This is a genomic window from Streptomyces sp. cg35, from assembly GCF_050410835.1.
In the GTDB taxonomy this organism is placed as follows: Bacteria; Actinomycetota; Actinomycetes; order Streptomycetales; family Streptomycetaceae; genus Streptomyces.
This window is the reverse complement of sequence record NZ_CP191268.1, coordinates 2,986,247-3,003,019: the sequence shown is the minus strand read 5'-3', so window position 1 is coordinate 3,003,019 and position 16,773 is coordinate 2,986,247. Positions and strand designations below refer to the sequence as shown.

The following is a 16,773-nucleotide window of genomic DNA, read 5'->3' as shown; positions in this document are numbered from 1 at the left end:
CACCTCCGGCGGTAACAAGGCCAGTGGGCTGGATGGGCCGGACGGTGCGGGTGGCTCGGAATCGACCACGCCCGGTGCGGGCGGTCCGGGGCCGGCTCCGGCCTCCGGCGTGCCCGACACCCCCGTCGCCGCTGCTCCCGTCCCTGCCGCTCCCGTCGCCCAGGGCAAGCGCGCCCGCGTACGGAACCGGCTGATCGTCGCCGTCGCCGTCGTGGCCGCCGCCATCGCGGGCGCCGGTGCCCCCGCCATCATGGCCGCGTCCGGCCAGGTCGGGGAGTCGCAAGGACTCGTCGACGACGCCCAGCGGACACAGCGCGCGCTCGCGCTCTCGCACGCCCTCGCCGACGAGCGGGACGAGGTCACCGCCTTCATCGCCGCCGGACGCCCCAAAGGCCAAGGGCTGAGCGAGGCCCGCAGCGCCCGTGTCGACCGGCAGGTGGACGAGCTGCGCGTCGACGCCGGCGGCTCGCTGCGGCGCACCGTCGACGACGTCGCCGCCGTCCGCCGCGCCGCCCTCACCGGCAAGGGCTCCGCCCTGGACGCGCACACCGCGTACTCCAAGACCATCACCGAACTGCACCGGCTCGCCGAGGAACTGGCCGACGCGATGCCGCCCCGCGCGGGCTCCGGCGCGCACGCGCTCGCCGACCTGGACCGGGCCGTCGACCAGGCCTCCGCCGCGCGCGGCCTGCTGCTCGCCGCGTACTCCGTGCCGCGGTCGACGTCCGGCACGACCGTCATCGACCCCGTCACCGGGCTGCCGAAGACCGTCGTGAACGAGGACTCCGCCGACAGCAGGCAGCGCGACGCACTGACCGCCGCCGCCCAGCAGGCCCGCGTCCGCGAGCAGGCCGCCCTGGACGACTTCCGGGACTCCGCCCCGGCCGCGTCCGTCGCCTCGTTCGACTCCACCGTCACCGGGCCCGACGTCACGAAGGCCGACAAGTACGCGGTGCGGCTCACCGACGCCCCGACGCTCTCCGACGACGAGCTGGCCTACAACAAGAAGAGCGTCGACGCCGCCCTGACCGCCCGCGTCGACCTGATGCGCGGCGCCGAGTCCGCGCTCGGGGACCAGCGCGTCAAGCAGCTGGAGCAGCTGCGGGACGACGACGTCACCGGCCTCGAGATCCGGATCGCGCTGGTCGGCGTCTGTCTCCTCGCCGCCGTCGGCTTCGCCATGGGCACGGCCCGGTCGCTGACCCGGCCGCTCGCCGTGCTGCGGATCGGCTCCGCCCGCGTCGCCGGGTCCCCGGCGACCGAGGAACCCGTCAAGTTCACCGGGCGCAACGACGAGTTCGCCCAGGTCGTCCGCTCCGTCAACGCCCTGCACGCGCACGCCGTGGCCCTGCACGAGCGGCAGGGCACCCTGGAGTCCGACCGCAAGCACCTCATCGGCGAGCGCCAGCGCATGGCCGACGACCGCGACGCGCTGCGCGCCGAACTCGCCGCGGCGACCGAACAGCTGGAGCGGGCCAGGCACTCCATCCACGGCACGTTCGTCAACCTCGCCCTGCGCACCCTCGGACTCGTCGAGCGGCAGCTCGGCGTCATCGAGGGCCTGGAGGAGCGCGAGCAGGACCCCGAGCGCCTCGCCACCCTCTTCAAGCTCGACCACTTCGCCACCGTCATGCGACGCCACAGCGAGAACCTGCTGGTCCTCGCCGGCGCCGAGCACGGCCAGCAGCACGCCGGATCCGTGCCGCTCGTCGACGTGCTGCGCGCCGCCGTCTCCGAGATCGAGCGCTACGAGCGGGTCCGCATCGCCGCGCTGCCGCCGCACGCGCACATCGCCGGGTTCGCCGCCGACGACCTCAGCCACCTCGTGGCCGAACTCCTGGAGAACGCCACGTCGTTCTCGCCGCCGGACGCCGCCGTCGAGGTCTCCGCCTGGCTGCTGGAGAACGGCGAGGTCATGCTCTCCGTCCAGGACGAGGGCATCGGCGTGACCGAGGAGAAGATGGGCGAGCTGAACGCGCGGCTCTCCTCCTTCTCGGCCGACCAGGCCCACGACCCGGAGGACGCCGACGGGCTCGGGCTCGGCCTGTACGTCGTCGCGCGGCTCGCCGCGCGGCACGGGCTGCGGGTCCGCCTGCGCGAGCAGAAGCAGGGAGGTGTCGCGGCCGTCGTCGTGCTGCCCACCACACTGCTCGCCGCCGTGCCCGCCGTCGCCTCGCCGCCGGCCGTGCCGGTGCCGGGCGGGGCGCCCGCGGTGCACCTGCCGGGCTCCGAGGCCGAGGCCAACTCCAATGTGCTCAGCGGCCGTTCCGCCGACCCGGTGACGGCGCCGATACCGGCGCCGGACGCCGCGGACCCGCTCATCGAGGCCGCCGAACAGGCCGTCCGCGAGGCCGAGTCCGGCGCCGCGGCCCCGGCGGAGTCCGAGTCCGAGACCACGATGGAGCTCGTCGCCCCGCTGACGGCCGCCGTCCCCGAGCCGGACACCCACGAGCGCACCCCGGACGAGAGCCCCGCCGAACCCGCGGCCGAGGCGGAGACCACGCCCGCGCCCGCCGCCGAGGTCCCGCCGCAGCACACCCCCCAGCGGGAGCGGCTCACCGACAAGGGGCTGCCCAAGCGCACCCCGAAGGTGACCGCGCCCGCCGCCGCTCCCAAGCCGCGCACCGGCTCCGTCGACGCGGACAAGCTGCGCCGCAGGCTCGGCGGCTTCCACCGCGGCGCCCAGGAGGGCCGGCGCGACGTGGAGGCCGAGATCCAGGACGGTACGGCCACGACCAGGGCCGGAGCACAGGAACGTAGTGGAGAAGCCAAGGGGGACACAGCCGAGGAGGCAAGCAGTTGACTGCGCCCCACCCTGCACTCAACAACCCCGCGCTCAGCACCGAAGCACGCAATCTGCACTGGCTGCTGACCAATCTGGTCGAGGAGGTGCCAGGGCTCCTCTCCGTCGCGGTCGTCTCGTCCGACGGGCTGCTCCTGCTCTCCTCCGACCCGGGAAGGAACAGCGAGGCCCCCGTCGACCACAGCGGCGGCCCCAAGGGCTCCAGCGCCGACCTGGCCACCATCGTGTCCGGCGTCGGCAGCCTCACCATCGGCGCCGCCAAGCTGATGGACGGCGGAGGCGTCAAGCAGACCATGGTGGCCATGGAGGAGGGCAGCCTCTTCGTCATGTCCATCAGCGACGGCTCCCTGCTCGGCGTGCACGCCACCCCGGACTGCGACATGAGCGTCGTCGCCTACCACATGGCGCTCTTCGTCGGCCGTGCCGGGCACGTCCTGACGCCCGAACTCCGCAGCGAACTGCGCCAGTCGATGGAGAGCACCCGGTGACCAGTCCGAAACTTCCGGTACGCGGCGGCGACCGCAAACCCGCCCGCGTACGCCCCTACTCCCTGACCGGCGGCCGCACCCGCTTCGGGCACGTGCTGCTCGTCGAGACGTTCATCGCGAGCACGGCCGCCATCGAAGGGCCCGACGAGCGCCTCGAAATAGGCAAGGGCACCCTGGCGGGCGTCATGCCGGAGATGCGGGCCATCGTCGAGCTGTGCCGCCGCATGCGCACGGTCGCCGAGATCGCCGCGCTCCTCAAGATGCCCCTGGGCGTGGTCCGCGTCCTGCTGAGCGACCTCGCCGACCAGGGAAAGATCCGCGTGTACGGAACCGGTCACGGCCCGGGACAGCCGGACCGCGCGCTCCTGGAAAGGGTGCTGAGTGGACTCCGCCGTCTCTGAGCTCTTCGCCGGACTCCCCGGCGAGGAGGAGCAGCTGCAGCCCTGGCAGACGGACCGGACCAGGGCCCCCATCGCCACGAAGATCGTGGTGGCGGGCGGCTTCGGCGTCGGCAAGACGACCCTGGTCACCGCCGTCTCCGAGATCCAGCCCCTCCAGACGGAGGCGCTGATGACCCAGGCGAGCGAGGACACCGACGACCTCACCGCGACGCCCGGCAAGACGACCACGACCGTGGCCATGGACTTCGGCCGCATCACGCTCGACGACGACCTGGTCCTGTACCTGTTCGGCACGCCGGGCCAGCAGCGGTTCTGGTTCATGTGGGACGACCTGGTGCGCGGCGCGATCGGTGCCGTCGTCCTCGCCGACACCCGCCGCCTGTCGGACTGCTTCCCCGCCCTCGACTACTTCGAGAGCTGCGGACTGCCGTACGTCGTGGCCGTCAACCACTTCGACGGATCAGAGGAGTTCGAGGCTGCCGACGTACGGGAGGCCCTCACGGTGCCGCCGCACGTACCCGTGCTGATCATGGACGCGCGCCGCCGGATATCGGCGATCGAGACGCTGCTCGCCCTGGTCGGTCACGCCCTGGACGCCACCCCCGAATAACTTCCCCTGTCCGTAAGCCAGTTATCAGTTAGAGGCAGTCGTATGTCGCGGAAGATACTCGTCGTCGGAGCCGGCCAGTCCGGTCTCCAGCTCGCCCTGGGCCTGCAGTCCCACGGCTACGAGGTCACCCTGATGTCCAACCGCACCGCCGACGAGGTCCGCTCCGGCCGGGTCATGTCGACGCAGTGCATGTTCCACACCGCGCTCCAGCACGAGCGCGACCTGCAGCTCAACTTCTGGGAGTCGCAGGCCCCGAAGATCGAGGGCCTCGGCGTCTCCGTCGCCGCCCCGGGCTCCTTCGACCCCGGCCCCTCGCAGCGCGCCATCGACTGGGTCGGCAAGCTCGACGGCTACGCCCAGTCCGTCGACCAGCGCGTGAAGATGGCCGGCTGGATGGAGACGTTCGCGCAGCGCGGCGGCCAGCTCGTGATCCACGGCGCCGCCGTCTCCGACCTGGACTACTTCTCGCGTACGTACGACCTCGTGCTGGTCTCCGCGGGCAAGGGCGAACTGGTCTCGATGTTCGGCCGCGACGCGTCCCGGTCGCCGTACAGCGAGCCGCAGCGGGCCCTCGCGGTCGCCTACGTGCACGGCCTGGGCGTCCGCCCCGAGCACCCGGACTTCGACGCGGTGCGCTGCAACCTCGTGCCCGGTGTCGGCGAGCTCTTCATCATGCCGACGCTGACGACGACGGGCCGCGCGGACATCCTCTTCTGGGAGGGCATCCCCGGCGGGCCGCTCGACGCGTTCAAGGGCGTCAAGGACCCCTCCGAGCACCTGGCGCTGACCCTGGAGCTGATGGAGAAGTTCACGCCCTGGGAGTACGCGCGCGCCACGAAGGTCGAACTGACCGACGCCAACGGCACGCTGGCCGGCCGCTACGCCCCCACCGTCCGCAACCCCGTCGGCCGGCTGCCCGGCGGCGGCGCGGTCCTGGGCGTCGCCGACGTGGTCGTCGCCAACGACCCGATCACCGGCCAGGGCTCCAACTCGGCGTCCAAGTGCGCGGCCGCGTACCTCGCCTCGATCGTCGAGCGCGGTGACCAGCCGTTCGACGAGGAGTGGATGCAGTCGACGTTCGACCGGTACTGGGACACCGCCCAGCACGTCACGAAGTGGACGAACACGATGCTCCAGGCCCCGCCGGAGCACGTCCTCAACCTGATCGGCGCCGCGGGCCAGCTCCAGCCGGCGGCCGACCGCTTCGCGAACGGCTTCAACGACCCGTCCGACTTCGAGAACTTCTTCTATGAGCCGGAGAAGACGGGCGCCTATCTGGCGTCGCTGACGGGAGCCTGACGACCGGGCCCGCCGTGGCGAGGAGTCGTCCCTCGCCGCGGCGGGCCGCCGGGTGCGAAGCGCTCGGTCACTGCTTGCCGGTGCCGACCGGGTCGACCGTCACTGAGCTGTCGGCCTTGTCCGAGACGGGCAGGTTGACGGCGACCGGCAGCGTCTTGGAGTGGGTCTCGTTGGGCGGCGTGACGACCATGCTGGTGAAGTTCACGCCGCTGCCGCCGCTGTCGTTGCGCGGGTAGTGCAGGGTGAACCGGGTCTCCTCGCCGTTCTTGAGGACGACCACAGGGGCGGCGAGCCCGCTGCGCCCGGCGCTGATCGAGCCGCCGCCGTTCGCGGCCTTCAGGTCGACGCCGGGAAAGCCCTTGAGGGAACAGGCGTCGCCGGTGTTCTTGAAGCTCACCATGAGGGTGCCCTCGCCCATGCCGTGAGCGGAGTCGAAGTCGAGGTTCGCCGTCTTGCAGGGGCCGGTGTTGATCTGACCGCCGCCGCTGCCCTCGTCGCCGGTGCTCGTGGCGTTCTTGTCGGAAGAGCTCCCGGAGGTGCTGTCGGCGCCGCTGTCGGAAGCGCCGTCCGAGGACGAGGACGAGGACGAGGCGGACGCGGAGTCGTTCGTGCCCGCGGCGGAATCCCCGCTGCCCTGGCAGGCGGTGAGCGAGAGGCCCGCCGTCAGGGCCAGGGCGGCGAGGGTGAGCTTGCGAGCGCGCATCGTTTCTTCCTTTGCGGTCGGTACCTGCTGCTCGGTACGAGCGAGCCTTGCTGACCATGAGGACCCCGCCCGGCCCCCGGGCCGTTCCGTCCGGCCGCCGCCTTGTACATGCCTGTTACATGCGATTGTGCGGGGTGGGTGGATCCCGGGCCGGCGGTGCGTCGCCGGAACCCGGCGAAGCACCCCGGCTCGTACCCCAGTTCGGCCCGTGACATGGGCCCGAGCGCCGCCCCCGCCCCGGCGGCGACGCCCGTCCGGCGCCCCGTTCCCCTGTTCCCGCCCGGACGTGGGCGGCTGTCGGACGCCGGGACAGTTCCGTGACGCGGCGGGCATTGCACTCGGCGGACCCGGTGGACTCACCTGTTCCGCATGCGGCCCGCGGTCACTCGTCCCCGGGCGCCCCGGCCGCGGCGTACCCGGTGTCGCCGCCGTCCAGGGCCCCGGCCGGCAGCTCCGGCGCCCGGTAACCGGTCATCGGGCCGGCCCCCGGATCCGGCCGCACCGCCCCGAGCAGCGGATTCGCGGCGATCGGCGACACCTTGACGCGGGCCCCGGGCCGCGGCGCCTGCACCACCATCCCGTCGCCCAGGTACATCGCGACATGCGTGGCCTTGGGGAAGTACACGACGAGGTCACCGGGCCGCAGCTCGGACAGCGGCACCCGCGGCAGCGTCGCCCACTGCTCCTGCGACGTCCGCGGAATCACCTGCCCCGCGTGCGCCCACGCCTGCGAGGTGAGCCCGGAGCAGTCGAAGGCCTTCGGCCCCTCCGCGCCCCACACGTACGGCTTCCCGATCTGCCGCACCGCGTACGACAGCGCCGCGTCCCCGACCCTCGACGGCGACCGGCCGACCGAACTGAGCGCCCCCGACGCCATGAACGACCGCTGCGCCTTCGCCATCCCCGCGTCCTCCAGCCGCGCCAGCTCGGCCAGCTGGTCGGCGGTGAGCGAGGCGAGCAGCTCCTCGACGTCCTTCAGCCGCTTCTGCACGGCGTCCCGGTCCTTCTTCTGCCGCTCGGCAAGCCCCATCTGACGGTCGAGCGCGGCCCGCGCCTCGGTGGCCAGCCCGTCCGCCTTCTTCTCGTCGCCCACCAGCCGGTCGACGGTGGCCTCCTGCTTCTTGGCGGCCCGCAGGATCACCCGCCCCTGGTCGAGCGCGTGCTCGGGGTCGCGGGCCAGCAGCAGTCGCACGTACGGGGAGATCTCGCTGCGCCCCTGGTACTGCTCCCGCGCGAGGCGCCCCGCCGCCACCCGGCTGCTGTGCAGCGAGCCGCGCGCCGTGGCCAGCTTCTTGGCGAGGGCCTCGGCCTCCTTGCGGCGCTCCTTCAGTTCCTCTTCGGTGGCGTTGTACGTCTCGGTGGCCTCCTCGGCCTCCTGGTACAGCGCCTGAAGATCCGTCAGCAGCTCGGCCACGGACTTCTCCCCGCCCGGCTCCGGCACCGCGTCGGCCGGCCCCGGCGCCAGCAGCACCCCCGCGACGGCCGCCGTGCACACCCACCGCACCAGCCTGACTGACACCTCATCACCTCCGGTGCCGGGCAGCGTTTGTGCCCCGCACCGTGTACATCAACAGACCGGCATCCGGTCCACGCGGCAGGCTGCGCGGTTCGGCGCAACTCCACCACTCCTCCGGAGGTCCCCCGGCGAGCCTTCTTTACGGCCCCACCACGAGGGGTGCTTCACCTGGTCGGCGAACCCGATCGCGGAGCCGCCTTCACGCCCCGCCGTCACGCCTCTTCGACCACGGCCACCGCACGGCCCGTTCCACCTTCCCGTCGGGCACGAACGCGTACCGCCACTTCTGCAGCCGGACGGCCTTCGTGCCGGGGACGGGTTCGCGTACGTACACGAGCACGGTGCCGGGCTCGCCGTCCGGGCCCGGCACCGGCACCTTGTACACCTTGGGCGGATTGCCGGTGGCGGTCACCAGGACGGGCAGCGTCCGTCCGTCCAGGGGGCCGCCGACAAAGGGGATGTCTTCGCTCTTCACGTCACCAGTGTCACAACAGATGCGCCGCGTCACTCACCACGGGCAGCACGCGCCGCGCGAGCTCGCCCACCGGGCCGTCCGGTGTCTCCAGGGCGAGGGCGTCGCGGACGACCTCGGCCGTCTGAGGGTCGCGGCCCGCCGTCGCCGTGAGGACCGCCATGAACTGGTCGACCAGGCCGTCCCGCAGCTCGTCCAGCGGCGGTTGCTTGTCCTCGTCGAGCCAGATCAGGGAGGCCGCCTCGACCGCGGTGATCCACATGCGGACCGTCATGCGCAGCCGCGGGCCGGGTTCGGCCACCGGCAGATGGCTGAGGATGTGGTCGGCGGCGGCCCGGCGCACCCCGTCCACGATCGCCGTCGTGCGGGAGGTCTCCACGACGCTGCCGCCCTGCAGCAGCGCCGCGAAGCCCATGTCGTGACCGTCGACGAAGCCCAGGTAGCGGTCGAGCGCGCGGGTCAGGCGGGAGGTGAGCGGACCCTCGGGGGGCTCCGCGAAGCACTGCTCCAGCACGTCGGCCGCGGAGCGGAGCGCGGCCTCGTACAACTGCTGCTTGCCGCCCGGGAAGTAGCGGTAGACGAGCGGCCGCGAGACGCCCGCGGCCTCCGCCACGTCGTCGAGCGAGACCTCTTCGGGGGCGCGGTGCGCGAACAGGGACAGCGCCGCTTCGAGGAGCTGGGCGCGCCGTTCCTCGACGCTGAGCCTTCTGTAGGCGGGCGTGCCGGTCGCGGAGGTCATGCTTGGCAGCGTAACCGGCTCCTTCCGGGTGTCGTCCAGGCTGTGCCCCGCCAGGACGGCGGAGCCGCACCGCGCCGGGGACCGCATCCCCGGGCGGCGCCCACCCGGCTGTCAGGCCAGCAACCCCGACGACCGCCACAGCTGCCGCCCCACGCCCCGCAGCACCCCGATGTCGTCCAGGAAGTCCGTGAGCCGCTTCGCCCCGGTCTGCATGATCTCGCGGCGGTGGCCGCTCGCCTTGACCTGGGCCATGGCCTCCTTCTTGTCGAGGCCGACGTTCGTATAGACCTCGGGGTTGATGAAGGCGACCGAGAAGACGCGGGCGAACTCGCCGGACGTGAGGCGCGTGAACTCCTGCGACCAGCGCGGCGCCGTCACCATCTGACGCCGCAACTCCTCACGCGCGTACCGGACATGGCGGGCCTCCTCGACCACGTGGATGCGCGTCACGCCACGCACCAGGGGCTGGACGCGCTCGTCCGGGAAGGTGAGACGCTGCATCCAGTCGAGGATCTCCTCGCCGAGCAGCGTCGCCGTGAAGGAACCCGGCGTCGTGGAGATCGTCTTGAAGAGACGGCCGAGATGATGGTGGACGCGGGCCACCGGGTAGTGCGGCGTCTCGCCGCGCGTGATGAGCCGCGCGAACATCTTGGAGTGCCGGCACTCGTCCTCGATCTCGGTGAGGGCGTACCGGACGTGCGCGCTCGTCGCCGCCTTGTCGTAGACGTGCCGCACGAGCAGCTGCATCAGGATCAGCTCGAACCAGATGCCGAGCGAGGCGAGTGCCGCCGCCTCGTGCCGGGACAGGTCGATCCGCTGCTCCTCGCTCATCCTCTTCCACAGCGGGGTGCCGTACAGCGACACCAGCTCCGGCGGCCAGAACCACTTGCCGTCCTCGAACGGCGCGTCCCAGTCCAGTTCCTTGTCCGGGTCGAAGGAGTGCTTGGCGGAAGAGTCGAGCAGCCGCTCGGCCACCTGCTCCCGGTCCTTGAGCAGACCGAGCGCGTCACGCAGCCCTTCCAGCGCTTCGGCTTCCGTCATGGTCGTCATGGCACGTCCCGCTTCCGTGAGGGTTACCGGCGGTCACTTTTATGAGACTGCTTGTCAGCAAGGGCGTCAATCCCTTGCGCACGACTTGTTGACCCCGCGTCTACCACCGTGTGAGCCTGCCGGTATGTCGACGCATGAGCTGTACACCAGGGCGCCAGAAGAGCCCAACTGGTCGGTACCGTCGGCCAGTTCGGCCCGCTTCAGCTGGGATTACGACGACGGGCGCGACCGTCTGCTCGCCCTCTACCAAAAGGGCAAGGACAAGCAGTGGGACGGCGCCAAACGCATCGACTGGGACCTGGAGGTCGACCCGTACGACCCTCTCGGCACCCCGGACGAGGCGATGTCCCTGTACGGCACGCCCCACTGGGCGAAGATGACCGAGAAGGACAAGGGCGAGCTGCGCAAGCACTACGCCTCCTGGCAGTTCAGCCAGTTCCTGCACGGCGAGCAGGGCGCGATGGTGTGCGCGGCGCGCATCGTCGAGTCCGTGCCCGACCTCGACGCCAAGTTCTACTCGGCGACCCAGACCATGGACGAGGCGCGGCACGCGGAGATCTACGGCCGCTTCCTCCACGAGAAGATCGGGATGCTCTACCCGATCAACGACAACCTCCAGGCCCTGCTCGGCGACACGCTCCGTGACTCCCGCTGGGACATGCCGTACCTGGGCATGCAAGTCCTCATCGAGGGGCTGGCGCTGGCGGCGTTCGGCATGATCCGCGACACCACCGACAAGCCGCTGCCCAAGCAGATCCTCGCCTACGTGATGCAGGACGAGGCCCGCCACGTCGCCTTCGGGCGGATGGCGCTGCGCGACTACTACAAGCAGCTCACCGACGCCGAACTGCGCGAGCGCGAGGAGTTCGTCATCGAGGGCTGCTACCTGATGCGCGACCGGCTGCGCGGGGTGGAGGTCCTGGAGGACTTCGGTATTCCGAAGGCGCAGGCCGACGAGTACACCGAGCAGTCCGAATTCCTCGCGCTGTTCCGGCAGTTGCTGTTCTCGCGGATCGTGCCCTGCGTCAAGGACATCGGCCTGTGGGGCAAGCGCCTCCAACAGGCCTACGTCCACCTGGGCGTCTTCGAGATGGGCGACTCGAACCTGGACCTGCTCATGGCGCAGGACGAGGAGATCGCCGAGAAGCTGGACGCGGAGCGGTTCGCCGCCGAGGAGCACGACCGGGTCGCGGAGGTGGACGCGGCGATCAGCGCGGGATCGGAGGGCGCGGCGACGTAAGGACCCTACTGGTCGGCGGAGTTGAGCACCGCCTCCATCACCGCCCTGGCGATCGGCGCCGCGCTGCCGCCGCCGCTGACGTCCGCCCGGTCCGCCGCCGCGTCCTCCACCACCACGGCGACCGCCACCTGCGGCTGGGAGGCGTCGTCGGCCTGGGCGTAGGAGATGAACCAGGCGTACGGCACGCCCTCGTTGTTCACGCCGTTCTGCGCGGTGCCGGTCTTGCCGCCCACCGTCGCCCCGGGGATCTGCGCGTTCGTGCCGGTCCCCTTCGTCACCACGTCGACCATCATCTGCTGCAACTGGGTCGCCGTGTAGGGGGACATCGCCTGCTTGTAGGTCTTGCTGCCGGTGGTGGCGACGGTGTCGCCGTCGCTGGTCGTCGTCCGGTCGACCAGGTGCGGGGACATCAGCGTGCCGCCGTTGGCCACGGCCGCCGAGACCATCGCCATCTGCAGCGGCGTGGCCGCGGTGTCGTACTGGCCGATGGAGGAGAGCGCCAGCTGCGACTTGTTCATGTCCGTGTCGAAGTTGGACCTGGCGGCGGTCATCGGGATCCTGAGCCCGCTGTCGTTGAAGCCGAAGTTCTCCGACATCTTCACCATGTCGGAGAGACCGACCTCGACCCCGAGATGCGCGAACACCGTGTTGCAGGAGACCTGGAGCGCGTACTCCAGGGTCGCGTCCTCGCAGGCGGCGGACGCGGACTCGTTGGCCAGCTGGGTGGTGGTGCCCGGCAGCGTGTACGGGGACGGGGTGTCGGTCGGCGTGCTGACACCGTTGACGACGTTGTTCTCCAGCACGGCCGCGGCCGTGACCACCTTGAACGTCGAACCGGGCGGATACGTCTGCCGGATCGCCCGGTTGAGCATCGGCTGGTCGGGATCCGCGATCAGCCGCGCCCACGCGCCCGTCGTGGCCGAGCCGGTGCCCGCGATGTCCCCCGGGTCGTACGACGGCGTGGAGACGAGCGCCAGGATCTTCCCCGTCGCCGGGTCGACGGCCGCGACCGCGCCCTTCTTGCCGCCGAGCCCGGCGTACGCGGCCTGCTGCGCGGCGGCGTTGATGGTGGTCACCGCGTTGCCGCCGGGGTCCTGGGTGCGGGAGATGTCGTTCCAGAACGGGATCGGGGAGAGCATCGGATCGGTCCCGGACAGGATGTCGTCCTCGGCGTTCTCGACGAACGTCGTGCCGTACGTCTGCGAGGCGTACCCGGTGACGGGGGAGTAGAGCGGGCCGTTCTTGTACGTGCGCTCGTAGCGCAGGGACTGGCCCGAGTCCCGGGAGCCGGTGACGGGCTTGCCGCCCACGAGGATGTCGCCGCGCGGCTGGTCGTAGCGCTGGATGGTGGAGCGGCGGTTGGCCGCGTTGTCGTCGAGGGACTCGGCCTGGAAGACCTGGACGCGGGCCGCGTTGACGAGCAGCGCGACCAGCAGGACCAGACAGAAGACCGAGGCGCGGCGGATGTACTTGGTCATGCGGCGGCCTCCACCGTGCCGGTGTTCGCGGGGCTCTCGGGCGGCAGCGAGCCGCGGGCCCGGTCGCTGACCCGGACGAGGATCGCCACGATGACCCAGTTGGTGACGAGCGACGAGCCGCCCTGCGCGAGGAACGGCATCGCCATACCGGTCAGCGGGATCAGCCCCATCACACCGCCCGCGATGACGAAGACCTGCAGCGCGACGATCGAGGCCAGGCCGATGGACAGCAGCCTGCCGAACGGGTCGCGCAGCGCGAGCCCGGCCCGGTAGCCGCGCTCCACCAGCAGGGCGTACAGCAGGAAGATCGCGGTGAGGCCGGCCAGGCCCAGCTCCTCGCCGGCCGTCGCCAGGATGAAGTCGGACTTGGCGGCGAAGCCGATCAGGATCGAGTGACCGAGGCCCAGCCCGGCGCCGAGCATGCCGCCCGCCGCGAACGCGAAGAGCGACTGGGCGAGCTGGCCGGGCCCGTTGCCCGCGTCGATGGAGGCGAAGGGGTGCAGCCAGTCCTCGACGCGGCTGTGCACATGCGGCTCGAAGGACGCCACGACGAAGGCACCGGCGGCGGCGAGCAGCAGCCCGATCGCGATCCAGCTGCCGCGCCCCGTCGCCACGTACAGCATCACGATGAACAGGCCGAAGAAGAGCAGCGAGGTGCCGAGGTCGGTCTCCAGGACCAGCACACCGACGCTGATCAGCCAGATCGCGAGGATCGGCGCGAACACCCGCATCGTCGGCAGTTGCAGCTTCCAGATCTTCCTGCCGGTGTATCTGAGGGCGTTGCGGTTGGCCGCGAGATAGCTGGCGAAGAAGATCGCGAGCAGGATCTTGGCGAACTCGCCGGGCTGGATGGAGAAGCCGCCGATCCGGATCCAGATCCGGGCGCCGTTCACGGCCGGGAAGAAGATCGGCAGGATCATCAGGATCAGCGCCGCGACGACGGAGAGGTACGCGTACCGCTGGAGCACCCGGTGGTCGCGCAGGAACACCACGAACGCGATGAACAGACCCACGCCGAGCGTCGACCAGATCAGCTGGGTGGGGGCCGCCTCGTCGCTGGGGGTCTCCAGGTCGAGGCGGTAGATCAGCACCAGGCCGAGGCCGTTGAGGAGCACCGCGATGGGCAGCAGCAGCGGGTCCGCGTACGGGGCGCGCAGCCGGACGGCGAGGTGCGCGAGGAGCGCGAGCACGCCGAGCCCGGCGCCGTAACCGGCGGCGCCGGGCGGGACGGTGCCGTTCTTCGCGAGCCCGACGTCGCAGTAGCCGTAGACGCTGAGCAGCACGGCCAGGACGAGCAGGGCGAGTTCGGTGCCCCGGCGCCGGGGGACGCGGACGGCGGGTACCGAGGACGGTGCTTTCGTTCCTGCCGAGCCCGTTGAACCGGTCATGGCGGGAACGTAGCAAGGCTGTCCGCGATATCCGGTTATGTCAGCACCAGCGGGGCGCGGCGCCGATGTTGTTGATGTACTTCGCCGAGCCCCAGGCCCAGGTGCCGTCGGTGAGCAGGTACCACAGGTGGTTGCCGCCCACGCTCTCGCCGCCCGTCTTGCAGAAGATCGGGACCTTCGCCCAGTACGGCTCGGTGCGGACCACACGGCTGCCGCGGGTGGGGGAGTCCCGCAGGACCAGTCCGGACTTGGCGACGACGCGTCCCCAGTAGACCGGCGGGTGGTTGTTGGCGCCGCTCGCGCTGTCGTCGGCGAGGGCGGGGGACGCGGTGGCGGTGACACAGGCCAGCGCGGCCGCGGCGGCGACGGCTATGCCGAGACGGTGGGTGACGGTCCGTGCGCTCACGAAAGCCTCCTGGGAACAGGGATCGAGGCGGACCCGGGGAGGGTCCTGTGCTCTCACCTAATGCGGCACGGGAGGGATGCGCACGGCGGCGGGCGCCGCCAGGGTGACCGGAGCCGCGCGGCGTTCCGGGGCAGGCCCTAACCGGGCCAGACCGCCGGCTCCTCGTACGGGAGCGTCAGCGTCGCGAGGGCGCCGCCGTCCGGCGCGTTCGCGAACCGCAGCCGCGCGCCCAGGATCTCGGCCTGCCCGAGCGCGATCGTCAGGCCCAGGCCGTGGCCCTTCGCGCCGCCCTCCGTGCGGAACCGCTGCGGCCCGTGCTCCACCAGATAGTCCGGGTAGCCCTCGCCGTGGTCCCGCACCGTGATCACCGGGCCGTCCACCGTCAGCACGACGGGCGGACCGCCGTGCCGGTGCGCGTTCGCCACGAGATTGCCGAGCACCCGCTCCAGCCGGCGCCGGTCCGTCACGACGCACACGTCCCGGGCGACGACCACCTCGGTCCCGGTGCCGGACGCGCGCACCACCCGCTCGGCCACCGGACCCAGCCAGGCGGCGTCCAGGTCCACGCGCTCGCTGCGCGCGTCGAGCCGGGAGATCTCCAGCAGGTCCTCCGTCAGCGTGCGCAGCGCCGCCACCCGGTCCCGCACCAGCTCGGTCGGGCGACCCGGCGGCAGCAGCTCGGCCGCCGCGTGCAGTCCGGTCAGCGGCGTACGCAGCTCATGGGCGACGTCCGCGGTGAACCGCTGCTCGGTCAGGATCCGCGCCTGCAGGGACGAGGCCATGCTGTCGAGAGCGCCGGCCACATCGGCCACCTCGTCCTGGTGCCGGTCCGGATCCTTGGTCCGCGGGTCGTTGACCCGGGCGTCCAGATCGCCGGCGCTGATCTTGCGGGCCACCCGGGCCGTCGTGTGCAGCCGCCGCGTCACTCGGGTCACCGCGAACGCGCCCACCAGCAGCGTCGCCCCGATGGCCAGCACCGACGAGCCGAGGATCGCCTGGTCGAGCCCGTCGATGGTGCGGGCGCCCTGCGAGTAGTCGATCTGCACGGCCAGCGCCCGGTCACCCGCCGCGGGGCCCGCCGCCCACATCGTCGGGTTCGAGCCGTGCCCGCCGACCATGGTGCCGCGCTGCCCCCGCACGGCCAGCTCGCGCAGTTCCGCGGGGAGCCCCGGCGGATCCAGGCCCGCGCCCGGCGGCAGCCTGCTCCCCGCCTGATAGCGGGTGGTCGACTCCGCCAGCAGGGTGAGCGCCCGCTCCCGGGCCTGGCTCACGGTCTGGTCGGTGACCGAGACGTGCACGAGGATGCCGAGCAGCGCCGCCAGCGCACAGCAGATCACGGCGAGGAACGCGGCCGCCTTCCACGTCAGCGACGCGGTCCAGGCGGGCAGCCGCAGCCGGTGGCGTCTCATGAGCGGCCCGGCGACGGCTCGGGCGACGCGGCGTCGGACGGCGTGCCGGACGGTTCGTCCGGGGTCGGGGTCCCGGGCGGGCCGGTGCGGATGATCTCGTCGCGCGTCGGCAGCATCGCCTTCTGATGCGGGTCGTACGACCAGGAGGTGCGGTACTCGTACCCGGGCAGGTCGGCGACCGCGCGCACCACCACGTTGCGGTCGGCCAGCTGCACGTTGATGACCGCGTCGCTGTCGTCCATGATCTGGGTCAGCCTGCCGTCCGCGTACATGTACGCCTGCGTGTACAGCGTCCCCTTCGAACCGCGGACGGCGATCAGCAGGTCGGCCTTCCCGTCGCCGGTCAGATCCGGGTAGTACGCCTTGAGGACCGGGCACTTCGAGCCCGCGCCGCCCTTGCCGCCCTTGCCGCCGTTGTCCCCGTTGTCTTCGCAGGCGTCGAGCTCCCCGACGACGTCCTTGTAGTCGTCCGGGGCCGCCGTCATGCGCGCGCGCACGACGGTCACCGGATTCACCTTGCGCAGATCGCCGCCGGGCACGTCCACGCCCTTGATCACATGCGTGTCGCCCGCGCTGTAGTCGTCGGCGGGCTGCGTCGCCGGCGGCAGCGTCGGCCACAGGTGCCGGGGCCCCACCGCCGTCGGGGTCGGGCCCGCGCCCTCCAGACCCCCGGTGTCCCCGCAGCCCGCGAGGAACAGGGCGGCGGGCACCGCGAGAGCCGCGATACCGAGGCGCCTGGGCGTCACTGCACTCCTGCCTGCCGGGCCGCTC

Annotated in this window: 16 protein-coding genes; 6 read left to right on the top strand and 10 right to left on the bottom strand. The window is 71.8% G+C overall.

Annotation, left to right across the window (positions count from 1 at the left end; all coding sequences use genetic code 11):
• Positions 1 to 109: 109 nt before the first annotated feature.
• Genes ACQUQD_RS13690 through ACQUQD_RS13670 form a run of 5 tightly spaced genes read left to right on the top strand, consistent with a single transcriptional unit; the run spans position 110 to position 5,601 of the window.
• Positions 110 to 2,803 carry a nitrate- and nitrite sensing domain-containing protein gene (locus tag ACQUQD_RS13690; RefSeq protein ID WP_428952336.1) on the top strand — a complete coding sequence of 898 codons (2,694 nt, stop codon included), beginning with the start codon at positions 110 to 112 and terminating at the stop codon, positions 2,801 to 2,803.
• Entirely contained in the window at positions 2,800 to 3,291 is a 492-nt protein-coding gene (locus tag ACQUQD_RS13685) for a roadblock/LC7 domain-containing protein (RefSeq protein ID WP_428952335.1), read from the top strand. The genes ACQUQD_RS13690 and ACQUQD_RS13685 overlap by 4 nt, the downstream gene beginning before the upstream one ends.
• Positions 3,288 to 3,692, top strand: coding sequence for a DUF742 domain-containing protein (locus tag ACQUQD_RS13680; RefSeq protein ID WP_324766390.1), 405 nt, complete (start codon positions 3,288 to 3,290; stop codon positions 3,690 to 3,692). Before ACQUQD_RS13685 ends, ACQUQD_RS13680 begins: the two co-directional genes overlap by 4 nt.
• Complete coding sequence (locus ACQUQD_RS13675) at positions 3,673 to 4,302, top strand: GTP-binding protein (RefSeq protein ID WP_428952334.1); 630 nt, start codon at positions 3,673 to 3,675, stop codon at positions 4,300 to 4,302. Before ACQUQD_RS13680 ends, ACQUQD_RS13675 begins: the two co-directional genes overlap by 20 nt.
• A 42-nt stretch (positions 4,303 to 4,344) precedes the next feature.
• Positions 4,345 to 5,601: a styrene monooxygenase/indole monooxygenase family protein gene (locus ACQUQD_RS13670; protein WP_428952333.1), complete on the top strand. Its 1,257-nt coding sequence runs from the start codon at positions 4,345 to 4,347 to the stop codon at positions 5,599 to 5,601.
• Between the two features lie 67 nt (positions 5,602 to 5,668).
• On the opposite strand, the gene ACQUQD_RS13665 is transcribed toward ACQUQD_RS13670, so the two are convergent.
• The 5 genes from ACQUQD_RS13665 to ACQUQD_RS13645 form a co-directional block, all read right to left on the bottom strand.
• On the bottom strand, positions 5,669 to 6,304 hold the full coding sequence (locus ACQUQD_RS13665) for a DUF4232 domain-containing protein (protein WP_428952332.1): 636 nt from the start codon (positions 6,302 to 6,304) through the stop codon (positions 5,669 to 5,671).
• 382 nt (positions 6,305 to 6,686) lie between these two features.
• Positions 6,687 to 7,823: an NlpC/P60 family protein gene (locus ACQUQD_RS13660; RefSeq protein WP_428952331.1), complete on the bottom strand. Its 1,137-nt coding sequence runs from the start codon at positions 7,821 to 7,823 to the stop codon at positions 6,687 to 6,689.
• A gap of 196 nt (positions 7,824 to 8,019) precedes the next feature.
• Positions 8,020 to 8,295, bottom strand: coding sequence for a hypothetical protein (locus tag ACQUQD_RS13655; RefSeq protein ID WP_428952330.1), 276 nt, complete (start codon positions 8,293 to 8,295; stop codon positions 8,020 to 8,022).
• A 10-nt stretch (positions 8,296 to 8,305) separates the two neighbouring features.
• On the bottom strand, positions 8,306 to 9,031 hold the full coding sequence (locus tag ACQUQD_RS13650; protein WP_428952329.1) for a TetR/AcrR family transcriptional regulator: 726 nt from the start codon (positions 9,029 to 9,031) through the stop codon (positions 8,306 to 8,308).
• A gap of 111 nt (positions 9,032 to 9,142) precedes the next feature.
• Positions 9,143 to 10,081 carry an AurF N-oxygenase family protein gene (locus tag ACQUQD_RS13645; protein WP_428952328.1) on the bottom strand — a complete coding sequence of 313 codons (939 nt, stop codon included), beginning with the start codon at positions 10,079 to 10,081 and terminating at the stop codon, positions 9,143 to 9,145.
• 124 nt (positions 10,082 to 10,205) lie between these two features.
• On the opposite strand from ACQUQD_RS13645, the gene ACQUQD_RS13640 reads away from it, so the two are divergent.
• Complete coding sequence (locus ACQUQD_RS13640; protein WP_428952327.1) at positions 10,206 to 11,321, top strand: ferritin-like domain-containing protein; 1,116 nt, start codon at positions 10,206 to 10,208, stop codon at positions 11,319 to 11,321.
• A 5-nt stretch (positions 11,322 to 11,326) separates the two neighbouring features.
• Here ACQUQD_RS13640 and ACQUQD_RS13635 read toward each other — a convergent pair whose 3' ends face one another.
• From ACQUQD_RS13635 to ACQUQD_RS13615, 5 genes are all read right to left on the bottom strand, one after another.
• On the bottom strand, positions 11,327 to 12,799 hold the full coding sequence (locus ACQUQD_RS13635; protein ID WP_428952326.1) for a penicillin-binding transpeptidase domain-containing protein: 1,473 nt from the start codon (positions 12,797 to 12,799) through the stop codon (positions 11,327 to 11,329).
• Positions 12,796 to 14,187, bottom strand: coding sequence for an FtsW/RodA/SpoVE family cell cycle protein (locus ACQUQD_RS13630; protein WP_428952325.1), 1,392 nt, complete (start codon positions 14,185 to 14,187; stop codon positions 12,796 to 12,798). Before ACQUQD_RS13630 ends, ACQUQD_RS13635 begins: the two co-directional genes overlap by 4 nt.
• Positions 14,188 to 14,227: 40 nt before the next feature.
• Positions 14,228 to 14,593 carry an SH3 domain-containing protein gene (locus ACQUQD_RS13625; RefSeq protein ID WP_428952324.1) on the bottom strand — a complete coding sequence of 122 codons (366 nt, stop codon included), beginning with the start codon at positions 14,591 to 14,593 and terminating at the stop codon, positions 14,228 to 14,230.
• A 137-nt stretch (positions 14,594 to 14,730) separates the two neighbouring features.
• Entirely contained in the window at positions 14,731 to 16,002 is a 1,272-nt protein-coding gene (locus ACQUQD_RS13620; RefSeq protein WP_428952323.1) for an ATP-binding protein, read from the bottom strand.
• A complete protein-coding gene (locus ACQUQD_RS13615) occupies positions 15,999 to 16,748 on the bottom strand; it encodes a hypothetical protein (RefSeq protein WP_428952322.1) in 750 nt (249 codons plus the stop codon). Before ACQUQD_RS13615 ends, ACQUQD_RS13620 begins: the two co-directional genes overlap by 4 nt.
• Between the last annotated feature and the right edge of the window lie 25 nt (positions 16,749 to 16,773).